General features: G+C 67.4%; 27 protein-coding genes and 2 tRNA genes. 19 read left to right on the top strand and 10 right to left on the bottom strand.

All coding sequences use genetic code 11. The annotated features are described in order from the left end of the window. Positions 1–21: 21 nt before the first annotated feature. Positions 22–183 (bottom strand): hypothetical protein, encoded by a 162-nt coding sequence (locus AC2DFQ_RS06545; protein WP_484508380.1) that lies wholly within the window; start codon positions 181–183, stop codon positions 22–24. A 196-nt stretch (positions 184–379) separates the two neighbouring features. On the opposite strand from AC2DFQ_RS06545, the gene AC2DFQ_RS06540 reads away from it, so the two are divergent. The 3 genes from AC2DFQ_RS06540 (at position 380) to AC2DFQ_RS06530 (ending at position 1,221) form a co-directional block, all read left to right on the top strand. Beyond that, the gene (locus tag AC2DFQ_RS06540) at positions 380–715 is read left to right on the top strand and encodes a DUF7882 family protein (protein WP_484508379.1); all 336 of its coding nucleotides are present in this window, start codon (positions 380–382) and stop codon (positions 713–715) included. Next, on the top strand, positions 702–926 hold the full coding sequence (locus AC2DFQ_RS06535) for a hypothetical protein (protein WP_484508378.1): 225 nt from the start codon (positions 702–704) through the stop codon (positions 924–926). Before AC2DFQ_RS06540 ends, AC2DFQ_RS06535 begins: the two co-directional genes overlap by 14 nt. A gap of 127 nt (positions 927–1,053) precedes the next feature. After that, complete coding sequence (locus AC2DFQ_RS06530) at positions 1,054–1,221, top strand: hypothetical protein (RefSeq protein ID WP_484533331.1); 168 nt, start codon at positions 1,054–1,056, stop codon at positions 1,219–1,221. Between the two features lie 206 nt (positions 1,222–1,427). On the opposite strand, the gene AC2DFQ_RS06525 is transcribed toward AC2DFQ_RS06530, so the two are convergent. Together AC2DFQ_RS06525 and AC2DFQ_RS06520 are read right to left on the bottom strand one after the other, a co-directional pair. Next, positions 1,428–1,982, bottom strand: coding sequence for an OmpA family protein (locus tag AC2DFQ_RS06525; protein ID WP_484508376.1), 555 nt, complete (start codon positions 1,980–1,982; stop codon positions 1,428–1,430). Next, positions 1,937–2,467, bottom strand: coding sequence for a hypothetical protein (locus tag AC2DFQ_RS06520; RefSeq protein WP_484533330.1), 531 nt, complete (start codon positions 2,465–2,467; stop codon positions 1,937–1,939). Before AC2DFQ_RS06520 ends, AC2DFQ_RS06525 begins: the two co-directional genes overlap by 46 nt. Before the next feature lie 325 nt (positions 2,468–2,792). Between AC2DFQ_RS06520 and AC2DFQ_RS06515 the strand changes: the two genes are divergently transcribed. The 10 genes from AC2DFQ_RS06515 (at position 2,793) to AC2DFQ_RS06470 (ending at position 13,420) form a co-directional block, all read left to right on the top strand. Beyond that, positions 2,793–3,701: a MurR/RpiR family transcriptional regulator gene (locus AC2DFQ_RS06515; RefSeq protein WP_484533329.1), complete on the top strand. Its 909-nt coding sequence runs from the start codon at positions 2,793–2,795 to the stop codon at positions 3,699–3,701. Between the two features lie 3 nt (positions 3,702–3,704). Next, positions 3,705–4,637, top strand: coding sequence for an ABC transporter permease (locus tag AC2DFQ_RS06510; RefSeq protein WP_484533328.1), 933 nt, complete (start codon positions 3,705–3,707; stop codon positions 4,635–4,637). Next, complete coding sequence (locus tag AC2DFQ_RS06505; RefSeq protein ID WP_484533327.1) at positions 4,634–5,488, top strand: ABC transporter permease; 855 nt, start codon at positions 4,634–4,636, stop codon at positions 5,486–5,488. The genes AC2DFQ_RS06510 and AC2DFQ_RS06505 overlap by 4 nt, the downstream gene beginning before the upstream one ends. 3 nt (positions 5,489–5,491) lie before the next feature. Next, positions 5,492–6,664 (top strand): metal-dependent hydrolase family protein, encoded by a 1,173-nt coding sequence (locus AC2DFQ_RS06500; protein ID WP_484533326.1) that lies wholly within the window; start codon positions 5,492–5,494, stop codon positions 6,662–6,664. Positions 6,665–6,782: 118 nt separating this feature from the next. Beyond that, positions 6,783–8,351, top strand: coding sequence for an ABC transporter substrate-binding protein (locus AC2DFQ_RS06495; RefSeq protein WP_484533325.1), 1,569 nt, complete (start codon positions 6,783–6,785; stop codon positions 8,349–8,351). Continuing rightward, positions 8,351–9,496: a metal-dependent hydrolase family protein gene (locus AC2DFQ_RS06490; RefSeq protein WP_484533324.1), complete on the top strand. Its 1,146-nt coding sequence runs from the start codon at positions 8,351–8,353 to the stop codon at positions 9,494–9,496. Before AC2DFQ_RS06495 ends, AC2DFQ_RS06490 begins: the two co-directional genes overlap by 1 nt. Positions 9,497–9,556: 60 nt before the next feature. Continuing rightward, complete coding sequence (locus AC2DFQ_RS06485; RefSeq protein ID WP_484533323.1) at positions 9,557–10,552, top strand: ABC transporter ATP-binding protein; 996 nt, start codon at positions 9,557–9,559, stop codon at positions 10,550–10,552. Beyond that, positions 10,552–11,508 carry an ABC transporter ATP-binding protein gene (locus AC2DFQ_RS06480; RefSeq protein ID WP_484533322.1) on the top strand — a complete coding sequence of 319 codons (957 nt, stop codon included), beginning with the start codon at positions 10,552–10,554 and terminating at the stop codon, positions 11,506–11,508. Before AC2DFQ_RS06485 ends, AC2DFQ_RS06480 begins: the two co-directional genes overlap by 1 nt. A gap of 35 nt (positions 11,509–11,543) precedes the next feature. Beyond that, the gene (locus AC2DFQ_RS06475) at positions 11,544–12,713 is read left to right on the top strand and encodes an amidohydrolase family protein (RefSeq protein WP_484533321.1); all 1,170 of its coding nucleotides are present in this window, start codon (positions 11,544–11,546) and stop codon (positions 12,711–12,713) included. Further along, the gene (locus tag AC2DFQ_RS06470) at positions 12,713–13,420 is read left to right on the top strand and encodes a Type 1 glutamine amidotransferase-like domain-containing protein (protein WP_484533320.1); all 708 of its coding nucleotides are present in this window, start codon (positions 12,713–12,715) and stop codon (positions 13,418–13,420) included. Before AC2DFQ_RS06475 ends, AC2DFQ_RS06470 begins: the two co-directional genes overlap by 1 nt. A gap of 70 nt (positions 13,421–13,490) precedes the next feature. Here AC2DFQ_RS06470 and AC2DFQ_RS06465 read toward each other — a convergent pair whose 3' ends face one another. Then, positions 13,491–14,729, bottom strand: a complete 1,239-nt coding sequence (locus AC2DFQ_RS06465; RefSeq protein ID WP_484508374.1) for an ROK family protein — start codon at positions 14,727–14,729, stop codon at positions 13,491–13,493. Between the two features lie 120 nt (positions 14,730–14,849). Between AC2DFQ_RS06465 and AC2DFQ_RS06460 the strand changes: the two genes are divergently transcribed. From AC2DFQ_RS06460 to AC2DFQ_RS06445, 4 genes are all read left to right on the top strand, one after another. Continuing rightward, entirely contained in the window at positions 14,850–16,157 is a 1,308-nt protein-coding gene (locus AC2DFQ_RS06460; RefSeq protein WP_484533319.1) for an ABC transporter substrate-binding protein, read from the top strand. Further along, the gene (locus AC2DFQ_RS06455) at positions 16,157–17,068 is read left to right on the top strand and encodes a carbohydrate ABC transporter permease (RefSeq protein WP_484533542.1); all 912 of its coding nucleotides are present in this window, start codon (positions 16,157–16,159) and stop codon (positions 17,066–17,068) included. The genes AC2DFQ_RS06460 and AC2DFQ_RS06455 overlap by 1 nt, the downstream gene beginning before the upstream one ends. Beyond that, complete coding sequence (locus tag AC2DFQ_RS06450) at positions 17,068–17,967, top strand: carbohydrate ABC transporter permease (RefSeq protein WP_484508372.1); 900 nt, start codon at positions 17,068–17,070, stop codon at positions 17,965–17,967. Before AC2DFQ_RS06455 ends, AC2DFQ_RS06450 begins: the two co-directional genes overlap by 1 nt. A 66-nt stretch (positions 17,968–18,033) precedes the next feature. Further along, positions 18,034–19,707: a glycoside hydrolase family 13 protein gene (locus tag AC2DFQ_RS06445; protein ID WP_484533318.1), complete on the top strand. Its 1,674-nt coding sequence runs from the start codon at positions 18,034–18,036 to the stop codon at positions 19,705–19,707. Positions 19,708–19,720: 13 nt separating this feature from the next. Here the strand turns inward: AC2DFQ_RS06445 and AC2DFQ_RS06440 are convergent, their stop codons facing one another. Together AC2DFQ_RS06440 and AC2DFQ_RS06435 are read right to left on the bottom strand one after the other, a co-directional pair. Beyond that, positions 19,721–19,999 carry a 2TM domain-containing protein gene (locus AC2DFQ_RS06440; protein ID WP_484508370.1) on the bottom strand — a complete coding sequence of 93 codons (279 nt, stop codon included), beginning with the start codon at positions 19,997–19,999 and terminating at the stop codon, positions 19,721–19,723. Positions 20,000–20,269: 270 nt separating this feature from the next. Then, positions 20,270–21,142, bottom strand: a complete 873-nt coding sequence (locus tag AC2DFQ_RS06435; protein WP_484533317.1) for an oxidoreductase — start codon at positions 21,140–21,142, stop codon at positions 20,270–20,272. A 108-nt stretch (positions 21,143–21,250) separates the two neighbouring features. Between AC2DFQ_RS06435 and AC2DFQ_RS06430 the strand changes: the two genes are divergently transcribed. Next, entirely contained in the window at positions 21,251–21,673 is a 423-nt protein-coding gene (locus tag AC2DFQ_RS06430; RefSeq protein WP_484533316.1) for a winged helix-turn-helix transcriptional regulator, read from the top strand. A gap of 96 nt (positions 21,674–21,769) precedes the next feature. After that, complete coding sequence (locus tag AC2DFQ_RS06425; RefSeq protein WP_484533315.1) at positions 21,770–22,894, top strand: acyl-CoA dehydrogenase family protein; 1,125 nt, start codon at positions 21,770–21,772, stop codon at positions 22,892–22,894. A 57-nt stretch (positions 22,895–22,951) separates the two neighbouring features. Here the strand turns inward: AC2DFQ_RS06425 and AC2DFQ_RS06420 are convergent. The 4 genes from AC2DFQ_RS06420 to AC2DFQ_RS06405 all read right to left on the bottom strand — a co-directional run bounded on the left by AC2DFQ_RS06420 (position 22,952) and on the right by AC2DFQ_RS06405 (position 25,382). Continuing rightward, positions 22,952–23,025 (bottom strand) — tRNA-Met (locus AC2DFQ_RS06420). A 25-nt stretch (positions 23,026–23,050) separates the two neighbouring features. After that, positions 23,051–23,122 (bottom strand) — tRNA-Thr (locus tag AC2DFQ_RS06415). 64 nt (positions 23,123–23,186) lie between these two features. Then, positions 23,187–24,260 (bottom strand): M23 family metallopeptidase, encoded by a 1,074-nt coding sequence (locus tag AC2DFQ_RS06410; protein WP_484508366.1) that lies wholly within the window; start codon positions 24,258–24,260, stop codon positions 23,187–23,189. A gap of 327 nt (positions 24,261–24,587) precedes the next feature. Beyond that, positions 24,588–25,382 carry an inositol monophosphatase family protein gene (locus AC2DFQ_RS06405; protein WP_484533314.1) on the bottom strand — a complete coding sequence of 265 codons (795 nt, stop codon included), beginning with the start codon at positions 25,380–25,382 and terminating at the stop codon, positions 24,588–24,590. Positions 25,383–25,427 lie beyond the last annotated feature (45 nt).

The raw sequence follows: 25,427 nt of genomic DNA, 5'->3' as shown, positions 1-25,427 counted from the left end.
CGCGACGACGATTCGGAAGAGTCAGGCGTCGGCGGATCCGTCGCCGTCGGCCGACTCGTCGTCGACCCCGACGTCGCTGGTGATCGTATGCTCGCGTTCGACGTCGTGCACCACATCGGTCTTCAGCTCGCTCGCCGGGTTCTCGTCCTCGGGCGATACGGGCGGGACGGGAGAACTCATCATGTCCACGCTCCTTTCAGCAGGGTCCAGCCTAGGGAGAGCAGCACCGCCTCCCGCGGGCTTGCGCGCCACCGGCACAGCCACTACGCGGTGCGCGTGCGTGACAGCGGGTTGTAGCCGATCCGCGCGATTTCTGCACCGGGAGTATGGCAGGCTGGGGCCGTACCCGCCGGGGACGCCGCGGGGCAAGAGGAAGATCATGGGCAAGTTTCTGTTCGAGGGCCAGCTGAAGGCGGATTTCGAAGACCGCTTGCTCGCCCATCTGCAAGTGGTGATCGGCGCGAAGTTGCGCCGGGGCGAGTCTTTCCATTTCAGCTGGAAGGACGATTCGAGCATCGGCAACGGCCGGACGTCCATCTGGGTGCACCCGCACAGCGTGATCACCTACAAGTACTACGGCGGTCGCATTCCGGCGCTCAACCGGGCATGGGTGGACGCCCTCATGTTCACCGCGAACTCGCCCCGCGGGCTCTACGTCGTTCCGGAGCCGCCGGCACACCCCGGCGGAGAGCGGGCGCCCGATGAAGCGTATTGACATCCTCTACGGCGGGCAGCAGTACTCCGTCGGCAACCGCGACACCGACGAACTGCGCGAGGAGATCCTCGCCGCCGCGCACGACTCTCGCAGCTTCTGGCTCGAGGTCAACTCGGGCGAAGGCGCACCACGGCCCGCCTACCTCCTGATCGCGCCCGGCACCGACCTCGCGCTGATCCCGATTCCCGCTGACGAGCTCGGCCCGGCCTGAGCTGCGCCCCGTGGCCTGCGGACGAGACCCTCAGAGGTCGTTCGAAATCGCTCCACCCCTCCACCGCCGCCGGCACGTCTTCGCCCTGAACGGTCGCGGCGGGTTGCGGGATCCCGAAGCGATGAAGATGATCCGTCTTGGCCCGGAGATCGGCGACGAGCGCCGCATCCACGACCTCGTCGACGTCGACCTCGACCGAGTCGGAGATCAGCTGACTGGCCGGGCCCACCAGGATCGTCGAACGCCCCCGCTCGCCCTGCTCGTCGACCGTGGGGATCTCCACCGTCGCGGATGACCCGACCTCAGCAAGTGCCCCGGCGTACCCGAGCAGCGCGTGGGCGATCTCCGTCCCGGTGAGGATGGAGTCGCCGGCGTAGTGAATCCTGTCCATCCACTACTTGTAACGGCCCCAACCCGATTCCGGCCGACCCTTTCCCTCGGCGCCCGAGTCCGCTAAGCCCGGAGGCGCCGCAACAGCGGATGCTGCAGACCCGGGCTCCCTCAGGGGCCGACGCGGACCTCGACCCGGCGGTTCGTCGCCATGGCGTCGTAGTCGGGTTGCCCGCCGGGATACTCCTGGGCGACAGGGGCTGAGGACCCGTGACCGGCAACGGCGACGGTCACATCGGGCCGCTCGCCGGCGATCACGTCCGCGACTGCCTGTGCTCGTGCCTGCGACAGCGGGATATTGACGCCGTCGCCGCCACGGGAGTCGGTATGACCGTCCACAGCGACGGATGCTCCGTCCGGCAGGTCGGAGATCACCCCCTGCAGCGCCGACCGCGCGCCGGCGTCCAGGTCTGCGGACCCGTATGCGAAGAGCACGTCGGAACCGAGCGTCAGGGTCTGATCGTCCGCCTTCGCCACCAGCAGCTCGACCGAGTCCTCGGTCGAGTAGACGACGACCGAGGTCTCGATGTCGTCGGGCGTCGGATCCGGCGCATCCCGCCGGTCGACGAGGCCGCCTGCCGCCAGGAGCAGCCCCACGGTGGCCGCAGCAGCCGCCGACCTCACCGGCCGCCGCCGATCGGGATGTCCGGCAGCTCGATCGACCACTCGTCCATGGTGAACGTGATCACGTCGATATCGTCCTCCGGCGCCGCATAGACGAACCACGATTCGAGCGGCTCACCGTCGACGGATTCGGCATCGGCGTTCGTCAGCCAGTCCTGCGCGCCTTCCCCCTCGATGACGCTGTAGCGCTTGAGGTTCTGACGGTCGAGCAGAACGGGGTGGGTGAAGATGTACCCGTTCATCGCCGACAGCGTGTAGCTCTCCTGGTCGCCCTCCAGATGCGGGATGAAGGCCACGCGCAACGTCATCGTGGTGTCGTTGTCATCCAGCTCCAGCGATCGGACGATGACGTCGATCGTGCCGTCCACCAGCGTCGCCGTCGCCGTGGCGACCTCCGCTTCCGCGCTCGGCCCGTCGGAGCTGGCGGAGGGGCTCGGCTGCGTGGGCGGCGTGGACGGCTCCGGCGCCGACGGTGCGCACGAGGTGACGAGCAGGGCGAGGGCGAGTACCCCGGCGGCGAGACTCAACCTCAAACTGAAGGGCGCAACGCGTCGTGAATTCACGAGCCACAGCATAGGGGTACCGGGCTCCCCGGCTGTTCGTCAGGTCCTGCACAGGGGCAGGCTGGCGATGAGAGCGGCGCCGAGCAGGGCCGCCAGGCCACCGACGACGAAGGGGCCGCTGACCGCGGAATTCTCAGAGCATCGCACGGGTGGGTGGCGTGATTGTTAAAGGTTTGTTTCTCCAGGGCACCCGATGCCCGTGGCGCTTGCATTCCGCACTACCCGTGGAATAGCGTCCGACGCAAGATATCCGTCAACCCGCGTCGAAACGACAAGATTTCTTGCAGCTATGAACCAGAAGACACCCTCCACACTCGAGGCGATCCGCGCTCGGTCCGCCTCAATGAGCGCGGCCAAGCGCGCAGTCGGCGATTTCGTGGTGCAGAACTGGCGTTACGCCGCGTTCCTCAATGCGGCGCAATTGGCCGGCGAATCCGGCGTCAGCGAGTCGGTCGTGGTGCGCTTCGCGAAAGATCTCGGCTTTCGGGGATACCCGGAGCTGCAGGAAGCCATCCGGAACCTGTTGATGGACGACTTGGGAATCCTCGACCTGTACCGGGGAACGGCGCAGAGCGAGTCTTCGACGATCGACGACCGTATTCAGCACTCACTCGACTCCGACATCAGCAACCTCACCCAAACAATGCAGGCCGTCGTCCCCGCAGACGCGGAGGCGGCGGCGAAGCTCCTCAGCAACGCACGCCAGATCGCGGTGATCGGCTCACGCAGTTCTCGGGCGCCCGCGAGCATTGCCGCCGTCTATCTCAACGCTCTGCTCGCCAATAGCCGCCACTTCGACAATGCGAACTCAGACATCTACGACCAACTCCGTTCGCTCGACGAGCGCGATGTCGTCCTCGCCTTCATCCTGCGTCACTACAACCGGGAAACCGTTGCCGAGGTGAATTTCGCCCGCGAACGCGGCGCCAAGATCGTCACCGTCACCGACTCGTTTGATTCGCCGCTCGTGCCGCTTTCGGACTACGTGTTCTACGCGAAGGTCGGTGGTCCCAGTTTCTACCTCAGCCACGTGGGCACCGTCGGCATCGTCAACCTGCTTCTCCTCCTCATCGCCACGACCGGGGACACGGAACGACAGGCCGCCAATCTCGCCGAGATCGAGCGCATCTACGACACGTTCTATTATTCCCAGCCTCCCCGCATGCGCCACCGCGGCGAGGAAAGGCCCGAGGGCTGACGCGTGCTCGGATTCGTGGCCCGCCGTGTCGGGCAGGCGGCGATCGCACTGGTGGGCGTACTCATCGTCGCGTTCTTTCTGTTGAGGGTGCTGCCCGGAGACCCCGCCGCGCTGATGCTCTCGGAGTTCGGTACGCCCGAGCAGGTGAAGGAGCTCCGCGACAGCATGGGGCTCAACGAGCCACTCGTTGTGCAGTTCTTCACGTTCTTGGGCCAAGTCCTCACGGGTAACTTCGGCGAGTCGATCGCCCGTCACCGTCCCGCGCTCGCGATCGTTCTGGAGTATCTCCCGGCGACGCTACAGCTCGCCACGGCGGCACTGATCCTCACGGTCGTCGTCGCCGTGCCCCTCGGGACGATCGCTGCGCTTCGCAAGGGCACGTGGGTGGACGGCGTCGTCAGCGTGCTCGGGGTGCTCGGACAATCGATGCCCACGTTCTGGATCGGGATCATGCTGATCGTGTTCGTCGCGGCACGCACCGGATGGCTGCCGACCTCGGGTTACGGCGAGTTCAGGGACCTGATCCTCCCGACCATCACGCTCGCCTTCGCGCAGATCGCACTGATCAGCCGGCTCACGCGGTCGAGCGTGCTGGATGTGATCTCCCAGGACTATCTTCGGACAGCGCGATCCAAGGGCATCGGCGAGGGGCAGGTCATCTTCGGGCACGGACTGCGCAACGCGATCCTTCCGGTCATCACAATGCTGGGTCTGCAGCTCGGCGCCCTGTTGAGCGGTGCCGTTGTGACCGAGGCGGTGTTCGGATGGCCGGGGATCGGCTCGCTGCTGGTCAGCGCGATCGGCAGCCGCGACTATCCGGTCGTGCAGGTCATCATCATGCTCTCGGCGGCAATCTTCATTCTGGTGAACCTGGTGCTTGATCTGCTGTACGGGGTGCTCGACCCGCGCATCAAGTTGAAGGGACGCACCGCGTGACCGTCCTCCGCGCACTCCTGCGCCGCCCCCTCGCTGCGACGGCGCTCACCATTCTGGTGGTCCTCGCCGTGACTGCAGTCGCCGCCGACATCATCGCTCCTCTCGACCATGCCCAGCAGAGCCTGGGAAACCGCCTCCTGGCGCCCGGAAGCACTGACGACGAAGGGCGCTTCTACCTTGCGGGCACCGATCAGCTCGGTCGCGACATGCTGACGCTGCTCATCCACGGCGCCCGCGTTTCCTTGACGGTCGCGATCGCCGCCGTGGTACTCGGCGGCGGGCTGGGACTCGTCATCGGCGTAGTCAGCGGATATCGGGCGGGGTGGCTGGACGCGCTGATCCAACGCATCCTCGACGTGCAGCTGGCCTTCCCGTTTCTCCTGCTCGCGATGGTCATCTCGGCGATCATCGGTCCCGGCTTGTTGAACGTCATCATCGTGCTGGCGATCACCAGCTGGGTGTCGTACGCCAAGGTCGTGCGCGCCACGACCCTCGGCCTGACGGGCCGAGACTTCGTCGAAGCGACGCGAGCCATCGGGGGTCGCCCCTCGACCATCATGCGGCGCGACATCATCCCTAACGTCATGTCACCGTTCCTCGTGCTGGCCTCCTTCGAGGCGGCTGCGATGGTGATCGCCGAATCCTCCCTCAGCTTCCTCGGGCTGGGCGTTCCGTCGGACATCCCGACGTGGGGCTCCATGCTCTCGGATGGTCGCGACTACGTGATCACCGCCTGGTGGATCGCTGCACTGCCCGGTCTCGCCCTCGTCCTCACTGCGCTCAGCTTCAACCTCCTCGGAGACGGTTTGCGTGACGCTCTCGATCCCACCCAGAAGAAAGGACGGAACTGAAGGATGCACTTCGCACTTCACGCCGGCACAGTTGTCGACCCACTCACGGGCGCTGCCCACGACCAGATCATCGAGGTGGAAGACGGCACCATCAGCTCGATCACCCCCGCGGCCGAGTGGACAGGCACGGGCATCGATGTGCATGACGCATCGCAGTTCGTCGTCGTGCCTGGATTCGTCGACTGTCACGACCACCTCACCATCGGTGGCGGAGACGAGGTCGAGCAGGCGACCCGTCCGTTCACCCGGCAGGCGGTAACCGCCACCGTCGTGGCCCGCACCATCATCGAGTCCGGCATCACCACCGTCCGCACTCTGGGTGATTCCGACGCCATGGACATCAAGGCCAAGCGCGCCATCGACGAGGGCATCATCCCCGGCCCGAGCATCATCCCCGCGATCGCTCCGATAACGCGCACCGGCGGCCACGCGCATTTCATGGGGACCGTCGCCGATGGCGAGGACGCGGTGCGGCAAGCGGTGCGCAAACACCTCGAAGGTGGGGCCTCGTGGATCAAGGTCATGGCCTCCGGCGGGAACTCGACGCCGGGCAGCGATCCCATGGTGCAGGAGTTCACTGACGCCGAACTGCTCGCGATCGGCGACGAAGCGGCACGCGCGGGGCTCGATGTCACCGGTCATCTGCATGGCGGCCCGGCTGTGGACACGGCGATCGCCGCAGGCTTCCGCAGCATCGAGCACGGCGCGTTCTTGGACAATGATCAGCTCGACAAGCTCGCCGCGGCCCGCATCTGGCTGGTGAGCACCGTGGGGATCGGGCGCGCGGTCGCCGACGACCCGGACGCGCCAGCCTTCTACCGTGCGAAGGCACAGCGCGCACTCGAGAAGCGAATCAACATGCTCGGTGAAGCGCGCGCCCGGGGCGTGAAGGTGGCAATCGGATGCGACGGCAACCACGGGAAGGTCGCGACGGAGGCTCAGGCGCTACTGGATGCGGGCTTCGAACCCCTCGAAGTGCTGTCCTCGCTCACCCTGGAGGGAGCACGTCTGTGCCGCGTGGATGACACGAGGGGAACGATCGGCGTCGGCAAGCAAGCCGACTTCGCAGTGCTGGGCGGCAACCCGCTCGAGGACACGACCTCATACGGAGACGTCCGTCGCGTCTACCGAGAGGGGGTGCTCTATCCGGTCAAGGAATACAGCCCCGCACCGTGACGCAGCCCGCCCGCACGCTCGAGAACGAGGGCAGGCGGGCTGCGGGAATCGGCGGCTACCGATTCCCTTCCCCAAGTGACACCACACGACAGATTCCTGTTGCATCAGAGGAGAAGCAATGCATTTTAACAATCGAGTGAGGGGCGGCGTCGCCGTCTTCGTCGTCGGCGCCATCGCGCTGTCGCTCGCGGCCTGTTCATCAGAAACGCCCGCCGACTCAGGCGAAGGGGACGCCCGCCCCGAGGCAATCGAAACCCTTTCCGTCGGAATCGGCGCCGACCCAGTCAACCTCGATCCGCGCCTCACGTGGGTCGGCCAGGGTTACAGCGTCAACGCTCACATCTACGAGCCGCTCGTGGAACGCATGGACGACGGCGAGGGCAACGTCGAGATCGTTGGTCTCCTCGCGGAAACGTGGGAGACCCGCGACGACACCACGTGGGTCTTCCACCTCCGCGAGGACGTCACCTTTCACAATGGCGAGCCATTCACCGCAGAAGCGGCGAAGTTCACCATCGACTCGGTCATGGACCCCGCTTTCGCGACACCGCTGAAGACCTGGACGTCGACGATCGAATCGGTGGAGGCGGAAGACGAGCACACGCTGGTCATCCACACGCTCACGCCCGCGCGCGGCCTACTCAACTCCCTCGTCCAGCTGCCGATCGTCTCTCCGCAAGCAGTCGCGGAGTTCGGAGCCGAGTACACGTTGAACCCGGTCGGCACAGGGCCCTACGAGTTCGTCTCCTACACGCCCGGCAGCGAGGTCGCCATCCAGCAGTACGCCGACTACTGGGGCGAACAAAGCGGGCCCGAGTCCATCGAATGGCGCATCATGCCCGAAGCATCGGCGCGCATCGCCGCGATGCAGTCGGGAGAGGTCCAGATCGCTGAGAACATCCCGCCGGACCAGCTGCCCACGCTCGAGTCCGACTCGGACATCGAGATCCTCAGCGCGAGCACGATGCGCGTCATGATGATGGTTCCGCTCTTCACGAACGAGTGGGTCCAGAACGCCGACTTCCGCGAGGGGCTCTCGCTCGCAATCGACCGCGAAAGTCTGGTGAGCGATCTGCTCGGCGAAACGACGGAGGTCGCAAACTCGGTCTCCCCTCCGGGGACGGTGGGATACGCCTCTGACCTCGAGCCGTTCGCGTTCGACCCTGATGAAGCGGCCGCCCTGATCGAAGAGTCCGGTTATGACGGATCCGTGATCCGGGTGGGCGCACCGCAGGGCCGCTACCAGATGGACGCGCAGGTCGGCGAGGCCATCGCCAGCATGCTGGAAGATGTCGGCGTGAATGTCGAGTTCACGTCGCTACCGTGGTCGGAGTACAGCGGGCAGGCCGCCAAGGGCACGGACGCCTTCGACTTCTACTTCCTCGGTTCCACGGACTTCACCCTCTACCCGACCTCGTTCTATAACGGTCTCTTCCACTGCAAACTGGGGCGCAACTACTACTGCAACGAGGACCTGACCGCCCAGATCGACGCGAGCGCGGCACTGCTGGACGACGCCGAGGCAGCAGCCGCCTACGAGGAGATCCAGTCCGTCGCCTATGACGAGCTGCCGATCGTGCCGCTGTACTGGGAGCCGGCGATCACCGCCGTCTCGACCAGCATCGACGGAATCCACCTGCGCATGGACGAGTACATCGTCGTGACCGAGGTCGGGAGCACCGAGTGATGGCCCCTCTTCGCATCAAGGTGGGCGTGCTCGTTGACGGAACCGGAGCGGATCCCGTCTCCGATGTCGTGATCACGGTGGAGGGTGATCGCATCACCGCGATCACCCCGGCCGAGAGCGGCCAATCGGTCGATCTCGACTACGGCGCCTACACGGTCATCCCGGGAATGATCGACTGTCACGATCACCTCGACCTTGATGTGGGCGACGAGGAGGCGCAGTCTCGGGAGCCCGTCAGCTACATGTCGATGAAGTCGGTCGCCAACGCGCGCACGGTCGTGGAAGCGGGCATCACGACGCTTCGCAGCCTCGGATCACCGAAGGGCGTTGACCTCGAGATGCGTCGAGCCATCTCGGCCGGCGAGATCCCCGGCCCCCGCATGTACGTCGCGGCCGAGCCGATCATGCGAACCGGGGGTCATGCTCACTTCCTCGGGCGCGAGGCGGACGGTGTCGACGACGTACGCAAGGCCGTGCGGGAGCAGCTCAAGAAAGGGGCCGACGTCATCAAGATCATGGCGTCGGGCGGCATGTCGACCGCGGGCTCATCGCCGGTAGTGCAGGAGTTCACCGACGACGAGATCATCGCCGCAATCGACGAGGCTCACCGGGCGGGGCGACCCATCGCCGCGCACGCCCACGGGGGTCCGGGGGTGACGGTGGCGGTGCAGAACGGGATCGACACGATCGAACACGGCGTGCTCCTCACCGAGGAGCAGGTCGGTCTCATTGCCCAGTCGAACACCATCCTCATCAGCACGGAGGCCGTCGCTCGCGCGGTCGCCGACATGCCCGGCATGCCCGACCACTATCGCGACAAGATCGCGGGGTCGATCGCAGCCAGCGCCACGATGCTGGGGTGGGCACACGACGCCGGAGTAACGGTGGCTGTCGGCTGTGACACCGCGCACGCGCGGATGGACATCGAGATGGGTGCGCTCGTGGACGCCGGATGGAGTCCGGTCGAAGCCATTCGGTCGCTCACGCTCAACGGCGCCAAGGTCGTGCGTCGCGAGGCTGACCTCGGCTCGGTGGAGCCGGGCAAGATCGCCGACCTCGTCGTCCTGGACGGCGATCCGCTCACCGACCCGAGCGCGCTGCGCAAAGTGCACCGCGTGATGCAGGCCGGACGCTGGGTTAAGTAATCGGACCCCGGGGCGCAGCGCGAGGGCGCTGCGCCCCGGCACCGAAAGAGGTGACGGGAAATGAGTGCACTGCTCGATATGAGGGGCCTGCAGGTCAGCATCGGCTCGAAGAAGTCGCGAACGACCGTCGTCCGCGACGTGGAGTTCGCGTTGGACGCGGGCGAAACGCTGGGCGTGGTTGGCGAATCGGGGTCTGGCAAGAGCCTGTCCGGGTTGGCGATCCTCGATCTCCTTCCGTCGGTTGCTCGCGTGGACGTCGGAACCGCGGTGTTCGAAGGACGCGACCTGTTCGCGTTGAGCACGGCCGAACGTCGCCGCCTCCGGGCGACGAAGATCAAGATGGTCTTCCAGGATCCGATGACCTCTTTGAACCCCGTCATGCGGGTGGGCGCGCAGCTCAGAGAGGCCATCGTCGCGCAGGGCGGCATATCGCGCCACGCAGCCTCACGGCAGGCCGTCGAGCTTCTGGACCGGGTGGGCATCCCCGACCCTGCGGCACGCGCCAGGCGGTATCCGCACGAGTTCTCGGGCGGCATGCGCCAGCGCGTCATGATCGCCATGGCAGTGGCCAGTCGTCCGGCCCTTCTGATCGCGGATGAACCGACGACGGCTCTAGACGTCACGGTGCAGGCCCAGATCGTCGAGTTGGTCAAAGACCTGCAGAGCCAGTACGGCACGGCTGTTATCTGGATCACCCACGACCTGGCGCTGCTCGCTGGGATAGCCGATCGCATCTCGGTTATGTACGCGGGACACGTCGTCGAGTCCGGGCCGTGTGACGCGATCTACCGTGACCCGCGGCATCCATACACCATCGGTCTCCTCGAGTCGATTCCGTCTCCCGCTTTCGCCCACCAGTCGACGCTTCCGGCCATCCCCGGCCTCCCACCCGACCCTCGTGACCGTCAGCCGGGATGCCCCTTCGCACAGCGGTGCCCGTTCGTGCGGGAGCGCTGTCGCATCGAGATGCCGCCGCTGGAGACTCTTCCCAACGGCGACCGCGTCGCCTGCTGGGTGAAACCACAAACCCCGCTTCCCGCGGTGATGGGTGCATGATGACTACTCCCCCACTGCTGCAGGTCACTGACCTGGCAACTCACTTCGACGTTCCCGGCGGCACGGTGCGAGCTGTCGACGGGGTGTCCTTCACCATCGAGCGCGGCAAGACGCTCGGTCTGGTCGGCGAGTCGGGGTCGGGCAAGAGCACTCTCGGGCGCAGCGTCCTGCAGTTGGTGCGGCCGACCACCGGCAGCGTCAAATTCAACGGCGTGGAGCTGGTCGGAATGAAGTCGCAACCGTTGCGGCGGATGCGACGCTCCATGCAGCTCGTGTTCCAGGATCCGTTCGCCTCCCTCAACCCGCGGGCCACCGTGGCCGAGACCCTCGAGGCACCGTTGCGAATTCACTCGCTGGTTTCCCGTAGGAACCGGCGGACAGAGGTCGCGAGGCTGCTCGACGCAGTCGGGCTGCCCGCGCGGTTCGCCGACCGCTACCCCCACGAATTCTCCGGGGGGCAACGCCAGCGCGTCGGAATCGCGCGCGCTCTGGCCAGCAAACCTGAGCTCATCGTGTGCGACGAGCCCGTGTCAGCGCTAGACGTGTCGATCCAGGCCCAGATCATCAACCTCTTGCTCGAGCTGCAGCGCGAGCTGGGGCTCAGCTACCTTTTCATCTCCCACGACCTCTCCGTCGTCCAGCACATTGCCGATGAGGTTGCGGTGCTGTACCTGGGTCGCCTGACCGAGGTGGGCGGGTACGACGCGGTCTTCAACGAGCCGATGCATCCATACACGCGCGCCCTGCTGTCGGCTGTCCCCGAACCGGATCCGACGCGCTCGCGGGACCAGCTCCCGCTGGTCGGCGAGATCCCCAGCCCCCTGCACCCGCCGAGCGGATGCCGGTTCCGCACGCGTTGCCCTCTGGCGTTCGATCGCTGCGTCGTCGAGGTTCCACCGCTCGAGGAGGATTCCCGCGGGCGGTCCTTCGCTTGTCACGCCGTCGAGGCGGCGTGACAAGCGTCCCCATCAACCAACGAGAAAGGCCATCCATGCCGAGCTACATCCTCCGAGCGGGCACACTCATCGACGGCACCGGGTCGCGCCCCCGGGAGCGCCAGGACATTGTCGTCTCCGGCGGTCTCATCACCGCCATCGCCCCCGCCGGCGCGGCCGACGAGCAGGATGCCGAGGTCATCGATCTTTCCGGGATGACGGTCGTTCCGGGCCTCATCGACTGCCACGAGCATCTCGGCCTGATCTTCGGTGAGGACGAGATGGAGCAGGGACTCGACGCCCCCGAGTACTACGCCATGAAGGCGGCCCTGCACACGCAGCAAATACTCAAGGAAGGTGTCACGACCGTGCGCACGGCAGGCGACCCGGGGGACACGGGAAACCTCATCAAGCGGGCACTGAAGCACGGGATCATCACGGGCCCGCGGATCGTGTCGGCACACCGGCTCATCGCCCGCACCGGTGGGCACGGCTGGGTCGTCGGCCGCCAAGCCGATGGGCCTTGGGCCTTGCGCGCCGCCATCCGCGACGAAGTGCGCCGAGGCGCAGACGTCATAAAGATCATGGTCTCCGGTGGCGCCGCGACCGCGGGATCGGATGTGTACGCCCCCGACATGACCGACGAAGAGATCGTCGCGTGCATCGACGAGGCCCACCGTCTCGGTCGCCGGGTGATGGCCCACGGTCACGGCGGGCCGGGTGTCGCCGTTGCCGTCAAAGCCGGGGTCGACTCCATCGAGCATGGGCTGCTTCTCAGCAAGGATGACTACGACCTCATGAAAGCGCACGGGACGTATCTCACCTCGACCAGCACGTACGGGGTGAAGGCGCTCGAGATGCCGACGATCCCTGACTACGTCAAGGACAAATTGCGGAACACCATCGACGACGCCTTGGAATCGCTGCGCTACGCCGCCGAAATAAAGCTCAAGGTCGCGGTGGGCACGGACTCGCTGCACGGCAAGGTATGGGAGGAGCTCAGCATCCTTTCGCGGTACGGATTCACGCCGATGGAATCCCTTCTCGCGGGCACCCGCAACGGCGCCGATCTGATCGGAATGGGTGACACACTCGGCACGATCGAGGTGGGGAAGGTTGCGGACCTGATCGCCGCGCCCGGGGATCCGCTCGAGGACTTCAGCGTTCTGAACCTCCCCCCTTTCGTCATGAAGGACGGCGACGTCTTCTATCGGCCGGCTGCCTGATGGTCTCGCACATCGTCGCGGCGGGAGCCGGCAAGGCGATCATGGACAACCCGAACGACCCGACGCACGACTTCATCCTCGGGCTGACGGGCAAAGAGCGCCCGCGCGTGCTCTTCGTGGGTACGGCGTACGGTGACCACCCCGATTACGCGCTCAGCTTCTTCGAGACCTACGACGCAGACCGCGCCTACGCGCGTCGACTGAAGTTCTACATGCCCGACCAGGACGACCTGGATGCCTACGTGCGCAGCTTCGACGTCATCCATGTCGGAGGCGGTAACACCGGGGCGATGCTCGGGGTCTGGCGCTTCCATGGTCTCGACCGGGTCCTGCGGCAGATGTGGGAGGACGACGCGGCGAGCTACGTGTTCGCGGGCGGCAGCGCCGGAGCCCTGTGCTGGTTCGAGAACGGGACGACCGACTCGTACGGGCCGACCGTGCGCCTTCTCCACGACGGTTTGGGGTTCTTGCGGGGCAGCGTCTGCCCGCATTACGACGCGGACCCACAGCGCCGGCCGGTCTACCTCGACGCCGTCGCTTCGGGCGCTCTCCCACCGGGCTACGCAATCGGCAACCTGGATTCACTTCACTTCGAGGGTGACCGTCTGGTGGAGGTGGTGAGTTCGGCCGAGGTGCCCTGCACCTTCCGTGTAGACCGCGACGGCGACCGGGCGATAGAACACGAACTGCAGGTGCGCCGTCTCTGATCCGCCGTGCCGCTGGAGCCAGATCCGGGACGCCGCGCGCCTCGCGGCTCGGGCGGTCCCGACGCGGAACTCAGGCCAGCGCTCGTGCGCGAGGCGTGAAGGCCAGCGGTTCCTCACGCACACGGGCGAGGGCCGACTCCACCGCGCCCAGGACGACCACATCCCGACCGAGCGAACTGGCCACGACCTCGGGCACGGGAGGCGGGAAATCCTTCTCCAGGACTCGGCGGGCCTGGCGGAGAACCGGCTCGACGGCGTCGGCGATCGCCCCCGCGATCACGACGCGGTCGATGTCGAGGAGACTCGCCAGCACGACGACGACTCGCGCGACGCGTGATCCGAGGCGGGAGATGATGTCGCACGCGAGAGGGTCGCCGTCGCGGGCGGCGCGGAAGACGTCCTCCGCGGAGATGTCGGCGGCGCCTACCGACCTCAGGGCCGTCTCGGCGCCCTCCCGCACGGCCGCTTGCGCCCACCCGCGCGCGAGCGCACCGATCCCGTCCGGGGAGCCCGCACCGTCGACGATGCTGAGCAGGCGCATCTCGCCCGCGCCTCCGCGGGCGCCGCGCAGAAGCCGGCCGTCCACGATGACGCCGGCGCCTAGCCGCTCACCGGAGAGGACGGTGGCCACGTTTCCGATCTGCGCCTGTCCCCCGTGGGTCTGCTCCGCGACGGCGGCGAGGTTGGCGTCGTTCTCCACGGCCACCGCAGCCCCGGGAAGGAGGCCGTGGAAACCCGGGTTCATCGTCATCCAGAAGTCGTGATCGCCGTTCGGCGATCGTCCCGCGGAGTCCACGGGAGCCGGTACGCCGACGACGCAGAGCAGGACGTCGGCCGGATCCCGCCCGGCGGCGCGCACCGTTTCCTGCAGCAGCGTGGCCGCGAGGTCCCGACGCCCGGCGGCGGCGGATAGACCGACGCCGGCCCCGGCGACCGCGTTCCGGTCAAGGGGTGGTGGCACGGCGGTCCGCTCCGCGAGCGTCCGTCCGCGCAGGTCGGCGACGGCGGCGGTGAAACGATGCTCCCCCGCGTCGAGGCCGGCGACCACACCGGCCTCCTCGCGGAGGCCGTAGCGCCGCGCGGGCCGTCCCTTGCGTGTCAGGCCCGCGGCCCGGCTGTCGGCCATCTCCTCGAGCCATCCCGCCGTCACGAGATCGTCGCATACGCCCAGAATCGTCGACCGGGTCAGCGCCGTCGCCGCCATCGCCTCGGCCGCCGTGAACTCGGGGGAACGCAGGGCGAACCGCATCACCGCCCCCGAATTCATGCGCCTCATCAGCTGCGGCGAGCTCGCCGACCCCAGAGTCATGCCCCCGACGATACAAGGTTGACGGGTCGGTCCCCGGGTGAGACAGTGGTCCCGTCGTTTAGATGCGGTGCCTAGATTTACTGCCCGAATCTAAAACGATGGTCGTTGGGAAGGACAAGGATGTCTCGAATAACGAGGCGCACCGCGCGCCTGCTGGCGGCAGGTCTGACCGCCGTATTGACCGCATCGCTGCTTGCCGGGTGCGGCACGGGCGCCGGTTCGGGAACGCAGAGCGTCCACTTCACCTTCAACAAGCGTGAGGCGATCGAGTTCATGCAGGGAGTGGTGGCGGATTACAACGCCTCACAGGACGAGTTCCGCGTGAATATGGACACATCGGGCCCTGACCCGATCGCGGCCAGCTTCGTCCGAGGGAACCCGCCCGACCTCATGCTGGCGAACTACAACCACGAGGTGTCGCGTTTCGTCCAGCGGTGTGCGCTGGCCGATCTGTCCGACACCGAAGCGGCCAGCACCATCCGGCCCGAGATGCAGGAACTCCTCGAGCAGTACGGCGTCTGCGAAGGTCGGATCACCGGCCTGCCGTACTCGGTCATGGGCGCGTCGGTCATCTACAACACGGCGATCTTCGCCGAGCACGACCTCGAGGTGCCGCAGACCTGGAGCGAGCTCATCGAGGTGTGCGACACGCTGACGGCGGCGGGGGTCTCGCCGTTCTACGGCACGTTCGCCGACGCGTGGACCGTCAACCAGGGTTGGTTCGACTACAGCATCGGCGGTGCGATCGACCCTCTCGAATTCTTCGACGAGCTCGCCGCCCAGGGCGCCGACATCGGACCCGACTCCCCCGTGTCGTTCCAGAAGGACTTCCTCGAGCCGATCGAGAAGATGCAGCTCCTCGCCAGCGAGTACACGCAGCCCAATGCCAACGGCCGCAACTACGACACCGGCAACGTCGCCTTCGCGCAGGGCGAAGGCGCCATGTACCTGCAGGGCCCGTGGGCTTTCAGCGAGATCGCCCGGACGTCACCCGACCTCGAACTCGGCACCTTCCCACTGCCCATGACCGAGGACCCCGCCGACCTCAAGGTGCGCGTCAACATGGACCTGGTCACGCTCATCCCCGATGAGGCTTCCAACAAGGAGGGCGCCTTCGACTTCCTGGAGTACCTCTTCCAGCCCGACATCATCCAGGCGTACAACGACTCGCAGCTCGGATTCGTGCCGACCACGACCGGCGAAGATCCCAGCGATCCGCGGATCGAGGGGATGATCGCGTACTACAACGAGGGCGCCGTGTACCAGGGCCCGGGCGTCCTGATTCCGCGGGCGATTCCGACCGAGAACTACGCGCAAGCGCTGGTCCTGGGCACGGACCCCCTGCGCCTCCTGCGGACGATGGATGCCGACTGGGCCCGACTGGCGTTCCGCCAACCGGCTGTGTCGACCGAGGAGACGGCAGGATGATGACCACCACCACGACGATCGTGACCGGCGGCGACACCCCGGTGCACCACAGCCGCAAGCGGGTCGAGCCGATCTACTACCTCTTCCTGCTCCCCCCGGTGATCCTGTTCACGCTGGCGATCACCGTCCCGGGAATCATCGGCATCTTCTTCAGCTTCACCGACTCCATCGGCCTGGGCGACTGGGAGTTCATCGGCGTCACCAACTACGTCGCTGCGTTCAGCGACCCGGCCATTCTCGGCAGCTTCCTGTTCACGTTCGGGTTCTCGCTCGTGACGGTGATCGTCGTCAACGTCGCCGCGTTCCTCCTCGCGGTGGGGCTGACCTCCCGCATCCGGTTCAAGGTGGGGCTGCGGGCGATCTTCGTGATCCCCATGGTCGTCTCGGGCATCATCATCGCCTACGTCTTCCAGTTCCTCTTCCAGAACTCCCTGCCCGCCATCGGCTCGGCCCTCGGCATCCCCGCGCTGCAGGAGAGCATCCTCGCCAACCCCAACCTCGCCTGGGTCGGGATCGTCATCGTCACTGCGTGGCAGTCCATCCCGGGCACGCTGCTCATCTACATCGCCGGGCTCCTCTCCGTCCCCGGGGACGTCTACGAGGCGGCCGACATCGACGGCGCCTCGAAGCGGCAGCAGCTGCTGCGCATCACTCTGCCGCTGGTGGCCGGATACGTCGTGATCAACGTCATCCTCGGCTTCAAGAACTTCCTGAACGCCTACGACATCATCATCGGCCTCACCAACGGCGGACCGGGCACGTCGACGCGCAGCATCGCCATGACCATCATCCGGGGCTTCCAGACGGGCGACTACGCCTATCAGATGGCCACAGCGACGCTGTTCTTCATCGTCACCGTCGTCATCGCCATCGCCCAACTCTCGGTGACGCGCGGAAGGAGCGCCCTCTGATGACCACGGACACCGCCACCGCAGCGAGCACCAAGAACATCGTGGTTCCCCCATCCGGCGCGCGCCGAAGGGGCAAGGGGGAACGCGTCAGCTGGTCGGGGACGGTCATCCTGCTCCTCTGCGCCGTCACGGTCCTCCTGCCGCTGTACGTCACCATCTCGATGTCGTTCAAGACCCCCGGCCAGGCCGTCGACGGCAATGCGTTCTCGCTGCCGATGCCCTTCAGCATCCAGGGCTTCATCGACGCGTGGCAACTCACCAGGTTCCCCGTGGGTTTTGCCGTGTCGTTGCTGGTGACGGTCGGAACCGTCGTCGCCACCATCCTCCTCGCTGCTTTCGCGTCGTACGCGATCGTGCGCAACTGGGATCGGCGGGTCTTTCGCTGGTCGTTCTTCTACCTGCTCGGGGCGATGTTCATTCCGTTCCCGGTCGTGGCGCTCCCGCAGATCCAACTCACCGGCCGCGTCGGCCTCGACAACCCGTTCGGCGTCATCATCCTGGCAACGATGTTCCAGCTCAGCTTCAGCGTGCTGCTGTTCACGGCGTTCTTGCGCTCCATCCCCATCGAGTTGGAGGAGAGTGCGCGAATCGACGGTGCGTCGACGTGGCAGACCTTCTGGAGCCTGATCTTCCCGCTGCTGGCGCCGATGAGCGCAACGGTCGGCATCTTCGCGTTCTTGTACGCCTGGAACGACTTCATGATGCCGTCGCTCATCATCTCCGACGCGAACCTGCAGACGCTGCCGGTGCGTCAGAACCTCTTCCAGACGCAGTTCAGCAGCGAGTACAACGTCGCCTTCGCCTCTTACCTGATGGCGATGGCGCCCGCGATCCTCGCGTACCTCTTCGCCCAACGCTGGGTGATGGAGGGCGTGACCCAGGGCGCCCTCAAGGGCTGACCGACCGACCGCACGGGGAGCCGGACACGCGCTGCGCCCTGCCTTCCCGCTTCGAAAGAGAGACCGATGGCAGCAGAATCCGTCATCGCCCCCGCCGCCTCGTGGTGGCGCCAGGCCGCGGTGTACCAGATCTACCCCCGCTCGTTCGCCGACTCCAACGGCGACGGCATCGGCGACCTGGGCGGCATCGTCTCGCGCGTGCCGTACCTCCGTGACCTCGGCGTCGACGCGGTGTGGCTGAGCCCGTTCTATCCGTCGGCCCTCGCCGACGGCGGCTACGACGTCGCCGATTACCGCGACGTCGATCCGCGGATCGGCACCCTCGCCGAATTCGACGGGATGGTGTCTGCCCTGCACGAGGTGGGCATCCGGGTGATCGTCGACATCGTGCCCAACCATTCCTCGAACGAGCACCCCTGGTTCCAGGAAGCGCTCGAGGCCGGGCGCGGAAGCGCCGCACGCGACCGGTACCTCTTCCGTGACGGGTCGGGTGCGCACGGAGAGCTCCCTCCGGCCGACTGGACATCGGTGTTCGGGGGGCCCGCGTGGGAGAGCGTCGGTGACGGGCAGTGGTACCTGCACTCGTTCGCGAGGGAGCAGCCGGACTTCAACTGGGACAACCCCGAGGTGCGCGACGACTTCTTGACGACCCTGCGCTTCTGGTCCGACCGTGGCGTCGACGGCTTCCGCATCGACGTCGCGCACATGCTCGTCAAGGAGCTCATCGACCCCCTCCCCGCCCAGGCCGAACTGGACCTGCTCGACCCGGCCTCCGGACGCCACCCCCTCCAAGACCGGGATGAGGTGCACGAGGTCTATGCCCAGTGGCGCGCCCTGTTCGACGAGTACGACCCGCCTCGTACCGCCGTCGCCGAGGCCTGGGTCGATTCGCCCGAGCGTCGCGCGAAGTACGCCGCCCCCACCAGCCTCGGGCAGGCTTTCAACTTCGATCTGCTCACGGCTGATTTCGACGCGGGCCAGTTCCGCACGATCGTCGCCGAGAACCTGGCACAGTCGGCCATGACGGGGTCATCCTCGACGTGGGTGCTCTCCAATCACGACGTGACCCGCCACGCGACGCGGTACGGGCTTCCTCCCCTGGACGGCCGCGACGTGAAGCAGGGAACGGAGTGGATGCTCGCCGGCGCCCCCGCCGACGCGGTTGACCTCGATCTGGGCCGCCGCCGTGCGCGCGCCGCGACGCTGTTCCTGCTCGCCCTCCCCGGCTCGGCCTACCTGTACCAGGGAGAGGAACTCGGCCTCTTCGAAGTCGGCGACCTGCCCGCCGAGGCGCGGCAGGACCCCGCCTACCATCGCTCGGTGGGTGAACCCGAGTGGAGCTTCGATGGACTCGGGCGAGACGGATGCCGCGTCCCCCTGCCGTGGAAGGAGACCGGGTCGTCGTTCGGTTTCGGCGAGGACGGCGCACACCTGCCGCAGCCGGCGTGGTTCGGAGGGCTCTCCGTCCAAGCGCAGGAGCACGATCCCGCATCCACTCTCACTCTCTACCGCGAGGCGCTGCGTCTTCGACGCGCACTGCAGACCGACGAGTCGCTCGCGTGGGACGAGGAGCTCTCCCGCGGCGGTGTTCTCGCATTCACCCGGCCAGGCGGATGGACGAACGTCACCAACTTCGGCGGCGACCCGGTCCCGCTGCCCGAGGGCCACGTGCTCCTCGCCAGCGGACCGACCTCCGCTGACCTCCCGGGCGCAACGACCGTGTGGTTGCGCCCGGGCTGACGGCGGGGCAGAGTCAGCTGTTGTTTCGCATCCTGGCCATTTCGGCCTGGATACGGCTCTCCGACACCGCAGCGGGACGCCGTCCGTACGTGATGACGCCCACCACGATGACCACCACCAGCGTTCCCAGGATGGGCCACACCGGCCAGAAGTAGCCGTCCGGAGTCGTCAGGTACCAGATCGCGACCTGGACGAGCGCGAGGAGCACCCATGCGGCCACAACCCAGGTGAAGATCGTCTTCGCGATGACGCGCCGACGCGCGAGTTCGTAAGAGTCGTTCGATGTAGCCATGATGGTGCGTCCTTTCGGTTGGTGTTGGCGGTTCATGCGCCGGTCGCCGACCGAGGTCAACCCCTTTTGCAGCCGGGCGTCATCGACCGGATGTGCTCCGGGGACGACCCCCACTCTTGCGGCATGGCGTACCCCCGGGGCTGGTCGACGGCTGCTGAGCCGCGTGCGAGCCGAATTCGCGTACCGATCGGTACGGAATGGGGATCAGTAAACCATATGGACCGGTCGTGCTGCGAGTAACAGCGATCATCCGCACCTGGTTCGGAGGGCTCAGCCGGCGATCCTGTTCAACTCATCCAGGTCGGCGTCGGAGAGGTCGAGGCCCGCTCCGGCGATGTTCTCGCGCAGATGCGCCGCGGAAGAGGTCCCGGCGATGAGGAGGATATTCGGCGAGCGGCGCAGCAGCCACGCCAGCGCCACCGCCATCGGCGTGGCGGCGAGCCGTGTCGCAACCGCGGAGAGGGCGTCGGACTGGAGCGGGGCGAACCCGCCCAGGGGGAAGAACGGGATGTAGGCCACGCCTTCGGCCGCGAGCCGGTCGATGAGCTCGTCGTCGCCGCGCACGGCGAGATTGTACATGTTCTGCACCGACACGAGCGGCGCGATCGATTGCGCCTCGTCGATCTGCTCGAGGGTGGCGTTGCTGACACCGAGGTGACGGATGATCCCCTGCCGCTGCAGGTCGACCACCGTCTCGTATGCGTCGCCGATGCGCTCGGGGACGGGGCCGTTCGCGTCACCGAGACGCAGGTGCACCAGGTCGAGGACATCCACGCCGAGGGTGTGGAGGTTGTCATCGACCTGCCGTCGCAGTTCGTCCGGCGTCCGGGCGCTCGGCCAGCCGCCTTCTGCATCGCGGCGACCGCCGACCTTGGTCGCGATGAAGAGGTCAGCGCCGTACGGATGCAGAGCCTCGCGGATCAGCTCGTTGGCCACGCGGGGTCCGTACGTCTCGGCGGTGTCGATGTGCGTGATGCCACGGGAGACCGCTTCGCGAAGGACGGCGACAGCACCCTCGTGATCGGCGGGCGGTCCGAGCACCGCCGGGCCGGCGAGTTGCATTGCGCCGTAGCCGAAGCGACTGACGGCGGTGTCACCGAAGGTCCACGTGCCGCCGGGGAGGGCGGATGTCTGAGCGTTCACAGGAGGCCTTTCGGGAATTCGAGCGGGTGACCGTGAACCACTCTGTGCCCGTGACTACCGAATCGGAAGTAGTTACCATTTAGTGCGTTAGTACCCAGAGGGAGAGACATGACGACGATGACCGCTGCAGAGAAGAAGGCCGTCGCCAAGACGGAGTACAACGCCTTCCTGGCCGCCTGCCCCAGCCAGAGGCTGCTCGGACGCGTGTCGGGCAAGTGGGTGACCCTCGTCATGTCCGCACTCGGCAGCGGCCCCGACTGCGACGGCGAACCACGCCCCATGCGATATTCCGAGTTGGCGCGACTCCTGGCCGGAGTCAGCCCGAAGATGTTGTCGCAGACGCTCAAGTCGCTCGAGCGGGACGGTCTGCTCGCACGCACCGCCACCGCGACCGTCCCGGTCACCGTCTACTACGAACTCACCGACCTCGGGCTCTCTCTGCACGACACGGTGCGGCAACTCAAGCTCTGGTCCGAAGTGCACCGGGACGAGGTCGCCGCGCACCAGGAACGCTTCGACGCCGTGCGATGAAGGGGTCGGCGCTCTCCCAGCGGCCGGACGGCGCCACCTCCTCCCCACGAAGGTAATGTGGCCCCGTTCACTCCCCCCGGACACGGAAGGCCCCTGATGACCGATACCTTGAGCCCCTCGAAGCCACCCACACACACGTCGCTTTCCGACTCGCCGCACCTGCAGGAGCTCGCGGAGCGACTGCGCGCGGACGCGACGCAGACCGAGGCGGATCTCCGGCCTCCCCTCGATCAGATCGACGCCGCGCGCGAGGCGGGGGTGTACGGACTCACCCTTCCGATGGCGGTCGGCGGTGAGGACGCCGGCTTCAGGGACCTGTTCTCGGTGTTGCGGGTGCTCGGAGCGGCCGACGCGTCGGCAGCGTGGATCGTCGGCACTTCTGCCGTCTCCAAACGCCTCGTGGAGCTGGCATTCGGGACGGACGTCGCGGCATCCTTCATCCCGCCCTCCGCCCCCTCCTGTGGGAGCGGAAAACCGTCCGGGACACTCACCCCGCAACCCGACGGCGGGTGGGTCTTGAACGGGCGGTGGCCGATGGTGTCGGGAGGCGAGATCGCCGACGGCGCCGCGCTCGTCGCGATGGCGCAAGGGGCTGACGGCCCGGTCCCGATGGTGGTGCTCCTACCGGCCAGCGCCCTCGTGATCGACCGCGACTGGGACCCGGTAGGCATGCGCGGGACCGGATCTCATTCCGTTACGGTCGACGGCGCGCACGTGCCCGCGTCGGCGGTCGCCCCCTTCGCCTTCGAACCCAACCTCCCCGCGTTCGGAGCGCTCACCGTGCTCGCTCCTGTCCTGGGCGCGGCCCAGGCGGCGCTTCGGGAGACCGAAGACCTGCTGCGCACCTCCTCCCGTCGCCCGACCGGCATGCAGGCCGAGAGCATCGGGCACTCACCGGCCGCGCGCGCACTCCTCCTCGACGCCGCACAGGCCCTCGACGACGCCGTTCGCCGGGCCGAGGCTGCCTGCGACAGGCTGGAGCGCGGAGCGGGAGACCCCGCAGTCGCCCTCGCGGTGCGCTCCGATTTCGCCCGCTCCGCTCGGCAGGCCCGCGAAGCAGTGGACCGGATGCTCGACCTGTTCGGCGCATCCGCGCTGGTGCGGACCAGCCGCATGCAGCGCCTGTGGCGGGACGTGCAGACCGGATCACGGCACGCCGTGCTCCTGGGCTACGTTCTGGACGACCAGCGAGCGGAATCCTCCTACGCGCCGGTGGGGTGAGAACCGATCGACACGGTGCGAAAACAGGAAATCCCCGGCGATGCCGGGGATTTTTTGTAGCAGGAGCGGGGCTTGAACCCGCGACCTCACGATTATGAGTCGTGCGCTCTCACCAACTGAGCTACCCTGCCGCGCTGCATCCGTGAGGATGCATCGAGCCCCGAGTCAGGATTGAACTGACGACCCCTTCCTTACCATGGAAGTGCTCTACCACTGAGCTATCGGGGCGTACCCGGAGCGATCCGGGCAACTCAACGAGAATACCAGAGCCCTGGGCCCGGCTTTACGCCGGTCAACCTCCGGCGCGCTCGCGCAGCCAGGGCAGCGGGTCGATCGCCGTGGTGCCGCCGGCGAGGAGCTCGAAGTGCGTGTGGGCGCCGAACGAGCGGCCGGTGTTGCCGGTGCGGCCGATGAACGTGCCGACGCGCACCTGCTGGCCGGGCGAGACCTGAAGGGAGTCGTACTGCAGGTGGGCGTACCGGCTGGAGACCAGCTCGCCGTCGATGACGTGGTCGATGACGACCGTCACCCCGAAAGCGCCGCCCGACTCGGTCGCGAGGCGCACGGTGCCGTCGGCGATCGCCTGAACCGGCGCGCCGGCCCCGGGAACGAAATCGACGCCTTCGTGCATGCGGCCCGAGCGCATCCCGTAGCCGTAGGTGATCGGCACGCCGACGGCGAACGGCCACTGGATCGCGGCGGTCGGGTCGTTGACGAAGAAGCTGGAGAAATTCGAGATGCCCGACTCGGCGGCGATGTCCGCCAGGCTCGCGGTCGTGTAGCCGTCTAGACGCTGGACGCCCTCGTTGTGCACGTGCGCCGGAGCGACGTAGGCCTGGATCTCCTCCTCCTGCGCCTCGGAAGCGTCGTGAGCTTCGAGGGCGCTCAGCACCGGGGTGCCGCCCTGCGCGGCCGCGACGGCCTCGACGGGCGTCGTCATGCCGACCGTGAGAAGCCCCACGATGCCGACGACGACGACGGAGAAGGATGCGGTGGCCACACGCCGGAAAGACAGGCCGCGGCGACGCTCCTGGATCCCGGTGTCAGCCGGCACGTCGTCGCTGAGAGCGGCGGCGGCCACCTGAACCGGAGTCTCACCGGTGAAGGAGAACAAGCGCGCTGCCGCCTCGAACTCGTCCAGCACGGAGTCGTCGGACTCCGTCACGGGTCCCGGCAGAGCGATCGGCGATGCCGGCAACGCGATCGGCGAGGTCAGGACCGCACCGGCCGCGGTCTCGACGACCAGGGGAACGTCGGCGTGGAGATCGGGCAGCTCGAGCGCCTCGGGGGCGAGGTCGGGCAGGTCTTCCACCGCGAGCGCGGGCTCGAGCACCGGCAGGGCAGTGACGGGCGCGTCTCCTCCCACTCGCCCGCGCACCTGGCGGCGCGTGGAGGCGGAAGGGGCCGGAGCCGACGCCGAGGCGAGCGCCCTGCGTCGCAGTTCGGCCCGCGTGAGAGCGGGCGACCCGGTCGCAGGCGCGTCGGGTCGAGAGCTGGACCACCGGGGAAGGGCGGGCTCAGCCGGGCGGGGGTCTGTCAAGACGTAGAGGCTTCCGGGTCATGTCGCAGGGGCGCGACGGCATGGGGCGGTACAGCTTCGGCCACCCCTACCGTTCGGGCGGTAAAGGTAACGATCGGATAAACACTATCGCGCGCGGACTGGGAACGCCATGTGCGCCCCCAATCCCGCCTGTTAATAATCGAGCAACTCGGAGAGGCGCTCGAAGACGCCGGGCGCTGCCGCGATCGTCATGCCGCGACCGGGGCGGCCCCCCGGCGACCCCGAGATCACGCCCCCGGCCTCGCGAACCAGCAGCGCACCGGCCGCGTGGTCCCAGGGCTGCAGCCCTCGTTCGTAGTACGCGTCGAGCCTGCCCGCCGCCACGGATGCCAGGTCGATGGAGGCGGAACCGCCCCGGCGGAGGTCCCGCGCGATGGGCATGACCCGCGCGATCTGATCCAATGTCGCCGCGTGACTGCTCGGGTCGTACCCGAACCCGGTGGCGATGAGGGCGCCGGCCGGACCGGCATCGGCGTTGACCTGCAGCCGCCGGTCGCCCAGCCACGCCCCACCGTCCTGGCTCGCCGAGAAGATCTCCTCGGTCGGCGGGGAGTAGACCACCCCCGCCAACGGCGTCCAGGTCGCGGGATCGGGATCTCCCCCGACGGCGGCGATGCTGACCGCGTATGCGGGGAGCCCATAGGCGTAGTTGACGGTCCCATCGATCGGGTCGACGACCCACGTGATGTCGGATTCGCGCGTCTGCGCGCCCGACTCCTCCCCGAGGAATCCGTCGCCGGGACGGGCAGCGCGGAGTCGGTCGCGGATCAGCGCCTCCACCTCGCGGTCGGCCTCGGTCACGATGTCGGCCAGCGCCGACTTCGTGGCCGCGACGGTCACGCCCTCGGCCCGCCGCGTCCGGGCCAGCGCCCCGGCCTCGCGTGCGATGTCGATGGCGAGTTCGAGGAGTTCGGCGGCGGCAGTCATGACTCCACGCTATCGGCGCCGCGGGGCGACGCGGCTAGCGTAAGG

The sequence above is a fragment of the Microbacterium sp. Z11_20 genome, assembly GCF_057197605.1.
The sequence above is the reverse complement of the archived record's forward strand: the minus strand, read 5'-3'. Positions and strand labels throughout refer to the sequence as shown.